The sequence below is a fragment of the Paenibacillus sp. CECT 9249 genome, from assembly GCF_918697855.1.
Classification (GTDB): domain Bacteria; phylum Bacillota; class Bacilli; order Paenibacillales; family Paenibacillaceae; genus MSJ-34.
Map to the genome: position 1 here is coordinate 1 of NZ_CAKKLI010000013.1, position 13,162 is coordinate 13,162.

Here is a 13,162-nt window from a genome sequence, read left to right on the forward strand (position 1 = left end):
AAATGACTTGATTTTCGGGCTGGGTTTAGTTTGGTGCTGTCATTTTCCCTGACTCCCTTGCTTTACGGCCAAGAAAATTTCCAATTCTCAAGAATCAGGGACTTGACATCTTACCGCTGGACTTAGACGAGAGACTCTGATGACATCCGCAAGTATGCTGATCGCAATCTCATCCGGGCCTTCGGCTCCAATGGGCAGGCCTACGGGCGAATGGAGCCAGCTTGGGACATCTCCTCCGAGCAATCGCCGGGTTCGTTCTTTCGATCCTAATAATCCGATATACTGCAGTTTTCGCAACCGTAAAGCATGGATAATTTGTCGATCCTTCTGAAAATGGTGTGTCATCACAATCACGGAATCGCGTTCCGAGAACGGATAATCGGCCGCAATCTCCTCCGGCAAACCGGTGACCCATTCCTTCGCTTCCGGAAAACGAACGTTATTGCAAAGGGCCGGACGCCAATCGGCAACGACAACGCGGAAACCGGCTCTGGAGGCAAAGTCGGCAAGGGGCTTGGCGTCCGGACCGGCGCCGAAAATGATAAGCCGCGGCTTAGGCTCGAACCGTTGGATAAAGAACCGCTCCGAGGGTTCCATTCTTTCCGCCCAACCGGCCTTTCGGTGTGGAATGAACCGGTTCAAATCGTTCGGAACCGCGCCGCTCCATTGGCCAAACCACCGATTATTCCCGGAATGAAACAGATAATCCGTAACCGTTCCCCGGTCGGAAAGCCTCTTGACGTGAAGCACGGTCCTTCCTTCATTCAGTTCGCGGCGCACAAGCGCAAAATGCTCCGTCAGCTCTTCATTCACCGGCTCCATGAGAACATGGATGGTACCGTTACAGCCGTTTCCTTGTCCCCAGGACAAATCGTCCTCCGAGCTCAGATCGTATACCAAGGTTTGGGAAACATTTTCTATCCTTAACCGAGGGGCTCTTTCCGCAAGATCGTCTTCCAAGCATCCGCCGCTTAAGATCCCATATCTCTTACCATCTTCCGTAAGCAGCATCATCGTTCCCTCTTTGCGGTACGCTGAGCCTTCCACCCGAATAATGGTGGCCAGCATGGCCCTGCCGTTGGTATTGGTCATCGCGTCCAATATGCAGTATTGGTCTCCCACGTCGCATGCACCTCGATTGAGAAAGGTATCCTTATACAATATATCCAATTGCAATTTCGGCTAATCGAGCACAGGGCGTCTGAATAATCTTGGATATATTGAGTAAAATACCATGCAATCAGAGTGTTCCAAAAATTGACAAGAGGTCGGCCGAATGACGATAGGAGACAGCATTTACAGAAAAGAAGCGCTGGAGAAGGTGACCGGCGCAGCGAAATATACGGACGATTACCTGAATCCGGCGATGCTGCATGCGAAACTGGTCATCAGTCCGCATGCCCATGCGAGGATTCTATCTATCGATACATTGGAGGCGAGCAAGTCTCCCGGCGTACGCGCCATTATTACGGGACAAGCGGATTTTCCGCTTACCGGCGAGGAAATTCACGATCGCCCGCCGATCGCATACCGTAAAGTTCGCTATCATGGCGAGCCTGTTGCGGTCGTCGTCGCCGACACCCCTTACTTGGCCAAGAGGGCTGCCGAGTTGATATCGGTCCGTTACGAGCCTTTGCATGTCGTCAATTGTCCGTCTGATGCAATAAGCACAAGCGCTCCGCTCGTTCATGAGAACTTGGCGCATTATGCCAAGATCCAGCATGTGTATCCGGAACCGAATACCAACATTGCAGACCGGATCAAAATACGCAAAGGCAATATGGAGATTGGCTGGCAGGAAAGCGAAGTGACGGTGGAAGCCCGTTTCTCGTTCGCTCCTTCCGATCATGCCGCCATGGAAACCCGGTGCGCAACTGCGGAAATTCGTCCGGACGGCCATATTCTCATCTCCTCTTCTTCCCAGGCGCCGTATATGATTAAGAAGTTGATGAGCGAATATTTTAAACTGGATGCCGGGAAGATTACGGTGACCGCGCCTCTTGTCGGCGGCGCATACGGGGGAAAGGTACCTACCCAGTTGGAGATCATTGCGTATTTGGCTTCCAAAGCGGCCGGCGGGAGGCCCGTAAAAATATTCAACGAGCGGGAAGAAGACATGATTGCGTCTCCCGTTCATATCGGACTTGAGGCGACAGTCAAGCTGGGCAGCACAAGAGACGGTAAATTAAAAGCCGCCAAACTGTTTTACTTGTTCGATACCGGAGCCTATTCGGATAAAGGGGCGACGATCAGCCGCGCCGCCGCCGTATCTTGCACGGGACCCTATTCTATCGACAACATTTGGTGCGATTCGCTCTGTGTCTATACCAATCACCCCTATGCAACCGCATATAGGGGGTTCAGCCATTCCGAAGTATTGTTTGCGTTCGAACGAACCATGGATATGCTTGCCGAGAAACTGGGCATGGATCCCCTCGAGTTGAGGGAGAAAAACGCCATTCTTCCCGGCCATACGACACCGACGCAAGTCGCTTTGAATGACAGCAATGTAGGGAATTTGCCCGAATGCGTCAGAAAGCTGAAGGCTTTGATGAATTGGGACGAAGGAAGGCTCATTCAAATCGATGCGAGAAAAGTGCGTGCCAAGGGCATCGGTTGTATATGGAAAACTTCGACGATTGAGACGAACGCAAGCTCCGGAGTCGTTCTGACATACAACCCGGACGGCAGCTTGAACCTGCTGTCGGGCGTCGTCGAAATCGGCACAGGGACGAAAACGGTTCTTGCGCAAATGGTCGCTGAAAAAATGAAGATGGATGTCAGTCAAATTCATGTCCGCATGGAGGTCGATACCCAGACGATGCCGGAACACTGGAAGACTGTCGCAAGCAGAGGCACCTACATGGCGGGGAGAGCGGCTTTGCAAGCGGCGGAAGATCTCATCCGGCAGTTGAAGGATATCGCTTCGCGCGTATTGGTTTGTTCTCCCGACGAATTGGAGGTTGGATACGGTAAAGTATATGTAAGGGACGAGCCTGCCCTCTATTGCAAGATCGCCGATATCGCTTACGGCTACAAGCATCCGAACGGCAATGCGATCGGCGGACAGGTAATGGCGCAAGGCAACTTCATGTTCAGGCATATGACGCATCTGGACCGCGGGACCGGAGCCGGAAAGCCGGGGCCGGAATGGACGGTAGGAGCTCAAGGAGTAGAAATTGAGTTCGATACAAGAGATTATAATTACCGCATTGTTAAGGCTTATTCCGTGATCGACTGCGGGAAAATATTGAATCATAAAGGGGCGGTCGGGCAAGTTATGGGCGCCATGAATATGGGGCTCGGATTTGCGGGCAGAGAGACGTTCATCTTCGACAGTCAGGGCAAAATTCTTAATCCGCAGCTGCGCAACTACGTCCCGCCCCGATATGGCGAGCACCCGGAGTATGTCGTGGAATTCGTGGAAACTCCCCATAAGGATGCACCGTTTGGCGCACGCGGCTTAGGCGAGCACGGCTTGATCGGAATGCCTGCGGCGCTGGCCAACGCTCTGTCGGTCGCTGCCGGCGTACAACTGAACAAGCTGCCTCTCGTTCCGGAGTTGATCTGGAAGACGAAACGAGAAGGAGGTGCGGGATGATCCCCTATGACTTCGCCTATTATAAACCGTCGACTGCAGAGGAAGCGGTCCGGTTGTATTGGTCCTTGAGGGAGCAGGGAAAGCGCCCTCTTTACTATGCCGGCGGGACGGAAATCATTACGCTTGGCAGAGTGCATGAAACTTATACGGACGCCGTAATCGACATGAAAGGCATTGCGGAATGCCAGACGCTGGAACTTCGGCATAATCAATTGATCATGGGAGCGGCCGTTTCTCTTACAAGACTCCGGGAGTCGAACCTTTTCCCGCTGCTGGGCCAAACGGTTAGCGAAATAGCCGATCATACGGCGCGAAACAAGATTACCTTGGGCGGCAACTTATGCGGTCAAATTCATTATCGGGAAGCTGCGCTTCCGCTTCTGATCGCGGATACTGAAATCGTCATTGAGGGGAGAAGCGGTAGAAGGAACGTTCCGTTGAATTCGATTTTCGACGGACGTCCGCGTCTGGAAGACGGGGAACTCGTGATTCAGCTTATTACGCAAGCGGACGATCTTGAGTTGCCTTATTATAGTGTAAAAAGACGGAGACAATGGAGCGTCGGTTACCCTTTGATTACGGCCGCAGCGCTTAAAAAAGACGACAAGATCCGCATGGCATTCAGCGGAATATGTCCTTTTCCTTTCCGCAACGAACAGATGGAGGAGATTTTAAACGATAGCCGGATGAATGAGGAAGAGAGAATCGAGCGGGCTGTTCAACATGTGCCCGGGCCCATCTCGAACGATGCGGAAGGGACTCCGGAATACCGCCTATTTGTATTGAAAAATACGCTGCTGGATATTTTGCAGATACTGGGAGGAGAAGCGCATGCACACTGCTGAAATTACTTTGCATGTTAATGGAGAATACCGCTCCGTCTTTGTAAGGAACGCCGATACGTTGTTATATGCGCTCCGGGAGAAGCTGGGTCTGACCGGCGCCAAGCCCGGATGCCTGAATGGAGATTGCGGTTCCTGCACGATCGACATGGACGGAATGCCAATGAAATCTTGCTTGATGCTGGCCGTTGAAGCGGAAGGCGCCAGCATCACGACGGTGGAAGGTCTGAAATATACGTCCTTGCAATCGCAATTCGTCGATAAATTCGCTTTTCAATGCGGATATTGTACGCCCGGTTTCATTATGAATGCCAATGCTTTGATCCATAAATATCCTTACGCGGACGACATGATCATAAAAGAGTGGCTCGAGTCGAATATATGCCGCTGCACGGGATATAAAGAAATCGAGGATGCCGTCAAGGCAGCGTTGGCTGCCGCTCAAGCCGCATTGGGACAGCAATGATCCGACTATTCATTTCAATTGAGGAAAAGCTCTCGCGTGGATCAAAAAAAGAAAAATTCGGCGGCGCGGAATGACTATAGGTGCATGACCAGTAGGTAGACTAGATGATATAATTGCTGGTGAAACTCCCGCACAAGGTATCATGAGGGAGGTGAAAGAAGAAACCGGCTTAATGATACGTCCGGAACGAATTATAGGGATTTACGGCGGGGAAGAATACAGGTATACGTATGGGAACGGACATCAAGTAGAATACATAAGCATCGTTTTCGATTGCAAGGTTATAGGCGGAGAGTTGAGTCCGAATAATGAAGAAATGAAGGAGTTGCAGTACTTTTCCGAAGAGCACATACCGCCAATGGCGAACCGTTATCCGGGGACAATATTTACATCAAAGCAAGACAACAGAACCCATTTTGATGTTTAATTAGGTGAATGCTTGGATCTTGGATCGGACAGTTCAACGGGATGCCTTGATCCAATTTTTTGCCGCCTTCTGCATTAGCGTGACATGAAATCTGCTAGCTGGGAGGCAGGGCCTATGAAAATAACGGATTGCCAAGGTCTTATTTTTCAAATTCAAGTCGATTTTTTGGAATTAACGGATTTTCGAACCGTTAACATGTCGCGATCGGCCTGAGAATGCTCGGTTTTGGGAAGTTTCGGCAAAATAGCGCCCTCAAAATCCGCTAACTCCGCCAAAACAGCGCTAATGGACAAAATAAGGCCTTCAAAATCCGTTAACAAAAAAAAGTGGGATGAAGTACAATTGTTTGTGGACAAGTGTCGGCGTGAAAAGGAACAGATAAATTGATAACAAGAATATTTGAATAACATGCGGCATATCAACGAATATAAACGAAAGGGAGTGCTCTATATGGTATTTTTTCCGAAACCCGATGCCGGGCAATTTCTTCGGACGCTCGCGATTCAGGATTTCGCGGTTAGCCCGGACGAGAGACAGCTCGTGTTCAGCACCAATTTGAGCGGCAAATATAATCTGTGGGCGATGAATTTGCCGAATACGTTTCCTTATCCGCTCACCTTCGTCGACCAAAGTTGCCATGCGCTGCTGTACGACAAAAAAGGCCGTTTTATCGTTGCAGGTTTCGATCGGGACGGCGACGAGAATGCGCAGTTCTACGCGGTTCCGCCGCAGGGTGGGACGATGAAACCGATCGTATACCATGAAAATACCCGCAACTTCTCGCCGATTTTATCCGAGGACGGCAGCAAGATCTATTACACATCGGCCAAGGACAATCCCAAATTTTTAAACGCGTATTGCAAAGATATCGAGTCGTGCCGGGAAGAGATCGTGCTGGAAGGAAAGGAAGGGGCGACGTTTTTGACGGAGTTGAGTCCGGACGAAACGTCGTTCCTGTACTACAGACACTTCGCCAACACGCATACGCTTATGTACGCCTGCCACGAGGGTGAGGACATTTTGCTGACGCCGCCGACCGATAAGCAGCATATGGTAGACGGCGGTACGTTCGTTTCGGATTCGCTCGTTTATCTGACAACCAATTACGATTCCGATTTTGCCTACTTAGCGTCGTTCGATTTGGAGACGAAGGCATTCCGCAAGGTCAAAGCGCTTGAAAACGAAAGCTTGGGAAGTCTGAGATTCAATAAGGAACAACAGATGCTCTACCTGGTCGGCGAACGCGGCGTCGAAGACCGTTTGTATACATATGACATTCATACCGGGGAATGGAACGAGCTTCCGGCTCCTTGCAGCGTGATCGACAAGCTCGTGACGGCTCCGTCGGGTACGCTGTATGTGTTGGGGCGGAGCGCGACGAAACCTCATAACATTTACAGGCTGGCAGACGGGGAATGGGTGCAATTGACGAAATACAACGTTCCCGGCATCGATCAGGACGAATTGGTGGAGCCCGACACCGTGACTTACACCTCTTTTGACGGTTTGGAGATCGAAGCCTTATTTTTCAGAGCCAAAAAAGAAAACGACAACGGCGAAATTATCTTCTGGCCTCACGGCGGCCCGCAGGCGTCGGAACGGAAGTTTTTCCGGGCTTCGTTCCAGTTTTTCCTGAACCATGGGTACAGCATCTTCGCCCCGAACTTCCGCGGTTCATCCGATTATGGACTGAAATTCATGAAGATGGTGGAAGGAGATTGGGGGTATGGACCGCGGCTCGACAACGTCGCCGGCCTGGATTGGCTAATTGATAACGGATATGCGGAAAAAGGCAATATTTTATTGATGGGCGGAAGCTTCGGCGGGTACATGGCTCTTCTCTTGCATGGCCGCCATGCGGATTACTTCAAGGCGGTTGTCGATATATTCGGACCGTCCGATCTGTTCTCGTTCATCGAGTCCGTTCCGGAAGATTGGAAGCCGGCGTTGGACCAATGGGTAGGGAACCCGGAGCGGGACAGAGAGAAGCTTATCGAATTTTCTCCGATCACTTATTTAGAGAATATGACCAAACCGATGCTCGTTATTCAAGGGGCGAACGACCCGCGGGTCGTGAAAGCGGAATCCGATCAAATCGTGAAAGCGCTCCGGGACAAAGGCCGGGATGTCGAATATATGCTGCTGGAGGACGAAGGTCACGGTTTCTCGAAAAAAGAGAACGAAATCGCGGTCTACCAGAGGATCCTCGCTTTCTTCAGTGCCCGCAGCGGCGCGTAGCTTAGCGACTACAAGAGAAAGTAAAAGCCCACCCCAGGTTTCCGCCGAAGGTGGGCTTTCGAATGTTCATGGTTTGCTGGGAAAAAGGAGCTGAATCGATGCTTATACGGATACTGCAAGAATCAGACGCTCAAATGTAGCAAGAATTACGATTGATTGGATTGCAAACGAATCCGGCCGGAAGCTTTCGGTTCAACATACGATCGGGAATTAACCATTTTCATCGAGTTTTGGTCTGCATACGAAACACAGTATCGCTATTCAGGCAAGATGGACTTTCTATATTTTCTAAGGAAACTAGGAATCGCTATTGACCAAAATAGAAGGTGATGGAGCAGGATTTCGCACTGATAACGCTCCTGAGTTTCGCTAGATTTGAAATGGCATCGTTTTTGCGGCAATAGCGGTTCTGAGATTCGTTGGGCGAGGCATTTGACTCTTCAACCGCGAGAAATTCATATGAATTGTGTTATAATGTCGAAGCGAAGATGGAAGACTGAATCTTACAAGCAAATCTAGTAAGGATGATCCGCAAATGAAAATTTTATTAGTGGAAGATGATCGAACGATTGCGTCCGGTCTTGAATATTCATTGCAGCAAGACCACTTTTCTACCGTTCTTTGCCATGATGTCGAATCCGCCAGGAAGGTGCTCGCCGAAGACATCGATCAATTCGCTTTATGTTTGTTTGATTTATCGCTTCCGGATGGAAGCGGGTATGAATTATGCAAAATGGTGAAAGAGCAAAGGGATATACCGGTCATTTTTTTAACGGTGATCGACGATGAGGTCAATGTCGTGATGGGGCTCGATATGGGGGCCGACGATTATATTACCAAGCCCTTTCGCATTCGCGAGCTTCTCTCGCGGATCAAGTCCGTCTTGCGGAGATACCATAAGCCGTCGCAAACCAAAGCGATCATTGATATAGACCATATCCGCATTCATACGCTGGAAGGGAAAGTGTATAAAAACGGCGCTGAAATTGCATTGACCGCTTTAGAGTATCGCTTATTGCTGATCTTCGGCAACCATATGGGACAGGTTCTCTCAAGAAGTCAGCTATTAGAGCAGATTTGGGATGTGGCGGGGGACTTCGTTAATGACAATACGCTAACGGTTTATATCAAAAGGCTGAGGGAAAAGCTGGAGGATGATCCGCAACATCCGACATTGATCAAAACCGTGCGCGGACTAGGATATAAGGTCGGTGATTAGATGCTGCGCAATCGCGAGATTCAAATTGTATTGCTGCTCATGTGTTCGATCGGCCTGGCGGCGATTGTGGCTGCGGCCTTTATTTCGCCGGTTGCCGCGGCGCTCGTGTTCGTCGCGTCTGTGTTGCTTATTGGAAGCAGCTTGATATTCACCAGATGGAGATATCGCGAACTCGCGAAATTGTCCTTCTATTTGCGTGAAATTAGCAGCGGCAACGATTCCCTCGACGTTCGCGATAATCAAGAAGGCGAGCTTAGCATTTTGAAGAATGATATCTATAAAGTGACGCTTATGCTCTCGGAGCATCGATCGCTGTTGCAGCAAGACAAAATTCAACTGACGGATGCCATTTCCGATATATCCCACCAGCTCAAAACGCCGCTTACCTCCATGACGGTGATGGCGGATTTGTTAAGCGACCCTCACTTGCCTCCAGCCAAAAGAACGGAGTTCACCCACAATATTCGCATTCAGCTTGAACGAATCGATTGGCTTGTTTCATCCTTATTAAAACTATCGAAAATCGACGCGGGGACCGTTCCGTTCAAAAAGGATCAAGTAAAGGTAACAGAGCTTATCCGAAAGGCATTAGAACCGGTTTCGATTCCGATGGAGATTAAAGAACAAACGGTTTCGATCCAGGGCGATGACGCCGCCGCTTTTGTCGGCGACTTCAATTGGACTGCCGAAGCGGTCATCAATATCTTGAAAAACGCTGTAGAGCACACGGAGGAAGGCGGAGCGATCGCCATTTCTTATTCCGAAAACGCGCTGTTTACGGAATTGGTCATTGCCGATAACGGGAAAGGCATTCCCAAAGAAGATTTGCCCTATATTTTTAAACGTTTTTATAAAGGGAAGAATGCCGGCGAAGGCAGCATTGGCATCGGTCTGGCGATGGCCCACAGTATTATTGCAAGCCAGAACGGAGTAGTCGATGTGACGAGCGACAGCGAGAAGGGCACGCAGTTTCGGATTAAATTTTATAAACAAGTGATTTAACCGTGAGTGACTAAATTGTCATCTTCCCAGTCACTTGAAAGTCATTTTAGACAGATATAATGATATCCATCAGCAATACTATGGAGGTTTTACAGTGGAAATTTTAAGAATAGAACATCTGTCTAAAATATACGGGAAGGGCGAATCGGCGGTAAAGGCGCTTGACGACGTGTCATTCACGGTGCGCAAAGGCGAATTCGTCGCCATTATCGGCCCGTCCGGATCGGGGAAATCGACGCTTCTGCATATGTTGGGCGGCGTGGATCGGCCGACCGGCGGCAAAGTCTTCGTTGAGGATACGGACATGTATCATCTGGACGAAACGCAGCTTGCCATCTTCCGGCGCAGGCAAATCGGCTTGATTTACCAGTTCTATAATCTGATTCCCGTCTTGACGGTGGAAGAGAATATGACGCTGCCGCTCTTGCTTGATAATCAAAAGGTCGATAAGAAGCAGTTGGACGGCCTCGTGAAGACGTTGAATCTGCAGCAACGTTTGCACCATCTGCCGAATCAATTATCCGGCGGACAGCAGCAGCGGGTGTCGATCGGCAGAGCGCTTATCGCCAATCCCGCCATCATGCTGGCGGACGAGCCGACCGGGAATTTGGACAGCAAGAACAGCCGCGAGATCGTCGACCTATTAAAAATGTTGAATAAAACCTATCATCAGACCTTGATTGTGATTACTCATGACGAACGAATCGCTTTGCAAGCCGACCGGGTCATTTCGATCGAAGACGGAAGGATTGCCAAAGACGAGGTGATTCGTCCATGAATATTGTCAATAAACTTACTGTCAGACATTTGAAGGAGAACAAAAGACGAACGCTAGTCACCATCATAGGCGTCATTATTTCGGTTGCCATGGTGACGGCGGTTGCCACGCTTGGCTTTTCTTTTTTGGATTTAATGAAAAGGCAGTCCATCGCGGATCGAGGGGAATGGCATGTCCTGTACCAAGATGTAAACAAGGAACAGCTTGCCGCGATTCGAAACGATGACGCAACCAAAGCCGTTGCGATCACAAACGATCTTGGCTATGCCCTTTTGGAAGGCGGGCAGAGCATCAACAAACCGTATTTGTTCGTCAAGGAGTATAATGCCCAAGGTTTCGCGCAATTCCCGGTTGAATTGATTGAGGGGCGCCTCCCGCAAACAAACGAGGAAGTCGTCGTCTCAGAGGCCGTTGCGGCGAACGCCAAGGTGAAATACGAAATCGGCGATCGTCTGTCCCTGCAAGTCGGCGAGCGATTCATCGAAAGCAAGGATCATCCGCTGGATCAAACCGAGCCGCTGCATGCGGTCGACGGTAAATTAACGGAAACGTTGGAAAATATAAAGGCAAGGGATTACACGATAGTCGGCACTATGAAACGTCCCGTGTGGGAACCGGCATGGGCTCCGGGATATACGATCATCAGCTATGTGGATGAAAAGATCATGGGGGCAAACGATCGGGTCGATGCGGCGGTTGTCTTGCAAAAAGTCAATCGCACCTTGTTCGCTCATGCGGAACAATTGGCACAGAACAATAACATCGACTCCGTCCAATATAATTACGATTTGCTTCACTATTACGGCGCGGTCAAAAGCGAAGTGTTGCAAAGCACGCTGTTTTCTTTATCGGCCATCATTATGGCGGTTATTATGATCGGTTCGGTTTCCTTGATCTATAACGCTTTTGCGATTTCCGTCTCGGAACGTTCCCGTCATTTGGGAATGCTTGCAAGCGTAGGGGCTACGAAAAGGCAGAAGAGAAATTCAGTGTTCTTCGAAGGGGCCGTCATCGGGATAATCAGCATTCCGATTGGAATCATATGCGGCCTTGTCGGGATTGGGGTTACCTTCTGGTTCATTAACTCGATTATTCAAGGGGCATTGGGAATTACGGAAAAGTTAACGGTCGTCGTCACGCCGTTATCCCTTCTGATTGCGTGTGTCGTTTCGATGCTGACGATTTTCATTTCGACGTATCTCCCGGCCGTCAAAGCATCCAAAATTTCCGCCATTGACGCGATTCGGCAAACAACCGATGTGAAGCTTACGGGGAAAGCGGTGAAAACATCGAGATTCATTCGCAAGCTCTTCGGAATTGAAGCGGAGATCGGATTGAAAAATTTAAAAAGGAACAAACGGAGGTACCAAGCGACCGTATTTTCGCTCGTCATCAGTATCGTTCTGTTTTTAGCGGTATCGTTTTTTACCGCCAACTTCAAACAATCCCTGCTGCTCTCGCAGGAAGGCGTCAATTTCGATATTCAAGTGGCGTACGGCAATGAAAAAAGTATTGACGATCGGTTAGTGCAATCTATCGTATCTCTGCCCGATGTAACGGAATACAGCTTGATTCGCGAGTTGTACATGGAGGCCTGGATTCCGGCAGCGTCTGTTGCCGATGAACTGCGGGAGAAAATAAAGAAGGACAAGAGCATGCTTAAAGACGGAAAATATCCTTATAATCTGAAGATCCATGCATTAAACGATTCGAATCTGCAAGCTTACGCCAAAGCGGTCGGCGCGGATTACGAACAGCTGACGGATCCGGATCGCCCCGCTGCCATCGTATTGGATACGATCCAATATCGGGATATGGATACGGAAAAATATGTACAAACGAAAGCCATTCACGCGAAGGCAGGCCAAAGTATCGATGTAACGGCTTTCGAGGCGGAGACGGTAGATGAGACGGAGGGAGTCCAACTGACCGTTGCAGCCTTGACGGATCAATTTCCTATGGGAAAGAATCCGATCGGAGTCGGCGGATTGAATATCGTCGTTTCGGAACGAGTTATGAATCGACTGGCAGATTCCAAGGGGATGGCCGACATTGGGACATATCTCTATCTGAAAAGTACGGATCCGATGAAAACGCAACAGGAAATCGAAGAAATGAAAGAGCCGAATCTGTACCTTTACAATTTGCATCAATCCAGAAGACAGGAAGAACAAAAGATACTATTGATGTCCGTCTTTTCGTACGGCTTTATCGTCTTAATTTCGGCGATTTCCATTGCAAATATTTTTAATACGATATCGACGGGCATCGCCCTTCGAAAACGGGAATTTGCGATGCTGAAATCCGTTGGAATGACGCCGCGCGGCTTCGCGAAAATGATGAACTACGAAAGCATTTTTTATGGGATCAAGTCGTTGCTGTTCGGGCTGCCAATCAGCTTTGTCGTGATGTATGCGATCTACAAGACATTAACGAACAAATTTACCTACGGATTCGCCTTTCCGTGGATGAGCGTACTTTCTGCCATTGCCGCCGTCTTGGTCATCGTTAGTTTCGCCATGTTATATTCCAGCGCGAAAGTAAAAAAGGAAAACATCATTGATGCATTGAAGCAGGAGAGTATATAGA

10 protein-coding genes are annotated in these 13,162 nt (G+C 49.4%); 9 read left to right on the forward strand and 1 reads right to left on the reverse strand.

Translation table 11 applies throughout. The features are described 5' to 3' along the window. Positions 1 to 87: 87 nt before the first annotated feature. Positions 88 to 1,122, reverse strand: coding sequence for an XdhC family protein (locus LQ229_RS11855; protein ID WP_230191812.1), 1,035 nt, complete (start codon positions 1,120 to 1,122; stop codon positions 88 to 90). Between the two features lie 154 nt (positions 1,123 to 1,276). Here LQ229_RS11855 and LQ229_RS11860 point away from each other — a divergent pair, with 154 nt between their 5' ends. The 9 genes from LQ229_RS11860 (at position 1,277) to LQ229_RS11900 (ending at position 13,161) form a co-directional block, all read left to right on the forward strand. Beyond that, a complete protein-coding gene (locus LQ229_RS11860) occupies positions 1,277 to 3,601 on the forward strand; it encodes a xanthine dehydrogenase family protein molybdopterin-binding subunit (protein ID WP_230191813.1) in 2,325 nt (774 codons plus the stop codon). Beyond that, positions 3,598 to 4,446, forward strand: a complete 849-nt coding sequence (locus LQ229_RS11865; RefSeq protein WP_230191814.1) for an FAD binding domain-containing protein — start codon at positions 3,598 to 3,600, stop codon at positions 4,444 to 4,446. Before LQ229_RS11860 ends, LQ229_RS11865 begins: the two co-directional genes overlap by 4 nt. Continuing rightward, positions 4,433 to 4,909, forward strand: a complete 477-nt coding sequence (locus tag LQ229_RS11870) for a (2Fe-2S)-binding protein (RefSeq protein ID WP_230191815.1) — start codon at positions 4,433 to 4,435, stop codon at positions 4,907 to 4,909. The genes LQ229_RS11865 and LQ229_RS11870 overlap by 14 nt, the downstream gene beginning before the upstream one ends. Positions 4,910 to 5,021: 112 nt before the next feature. Continuing rightward, positions 5,022 to 5,336 carry an NUDIX domain-containing protein gene (locus tag LQ229_RS11875; protein WP_356710588.1) on the forward strand — a complete coding sequence of 105 codons (315 nt, stop codon included), beginning with the start codon at positions 5,022 to 5,024 and terminating at the stop codon, positions 5,334 to 5,336. 450 nt (positions 5,337 to 5,786) lie between these two features. Then, positions 5,787 to 7,574: a S9 family peptidase gene (locus LQ229_RS11880; protein WP_230191900.1), complete on the forward strand. Its 1,788-nt coding sequence runs from the start codon at positions 5,787 to 5,789 to the stop codon at positions 7,572 to 7,574. Between the two features lie 535 nt (positions 7,575 to 8,109). After that, positions 8,110 to 8,793 (forward strand): response regulator transcription factor, encoded by a 684-nt coding sequence (locus LQ229_RS11885; RefSeq protein WP_230191816.1) that lies wholly within the window; start codon positions 8,110 to 8,112, stop codon positions 8,791 to 8,793. Beyond that, a complete protein-coding gene (locus LQ229_RS11890) occupies positions 8,794 to 9,795 on the forward strand; it encodes a HAMP domain-containing sensor histidine kinase (protein WP_230191817.1) in 1,002 nt (333 codons plus the stop codon). Between the two features lie 94 nt (positions 9,796 to 9,889). Further along, entirely contained in the window at positions 9,890 to 10,573 is a 684-nt protein-coding gene (locus LQ229_RS11895) for an ABC transporter ATP-binding protein (RefSeq protein ID WP_230191818.1), read from the forward strand. Next, positions 10,570 to 13,161, forward strand: coding sequence for an FtsX-like permease family protein (locus LQ229_RS11900; protein ID WP_230191819.1), 2,592 nt, complete (start codon positions 10,570 to 10,572; stop codon positions 13,159 to 13,161). The genes LQ229_RS11895 and LQ229_RS11900 overlap by 4 nt, the downstream gene beginning before the upstream one ends. Position 13,162 lies beyond the last annotated feature (1 nt).

Coding starts and splice junctions, on each gene's coding strand:
- LQ229_RS11860 (WP_230191813.1), top strand. CDS start 1,277: ATGACGATAGGAGACAGCATTTACAGAAAAGAAGCGCTGGAGAAGGTG.
- LQ229_RS11865 (WP_230191814.1), top strand. CDS start 3,598: ATGATCCCCTATGACTTCGCCTATTATAAACCGTCGACTGCAGAGGAA.
- LQ229_RS11900 (WP_230191819.1), top strand. CDS start 10,570: ATGAATATTGTCAATAAACTTACTGTCAGACATTTGAAGGAGAACAAA.
- LQ229_RS11890 (WP_230191817.1), top strand. CDS start 8,794: ATGCTGCGCAATCGCGAGATTCAAATTGTATTGCTGCTCATGTGTTCG.
- LQ229_RS11880 (WP_230191900.1), top strand. CDS start 5,787: ATGGTATTTTTTCCGAAACCCGATGCCGGGCAATTTCTTCGGACGCTC.
- LQ229_RS11870 (WP_230191815.1), top strand. CDS start 4,433: ATGCACACTGCTGAAATTACTTTGCATGTTAATGGAGAATACCGCTCC.
- LQ229_RS11885 (WP_230191816.1), top strand. CDS start 8,110: ATGAAAATTTTATTAGTGGAAGATGATCGAACGATTGCGTCCGGTCTT.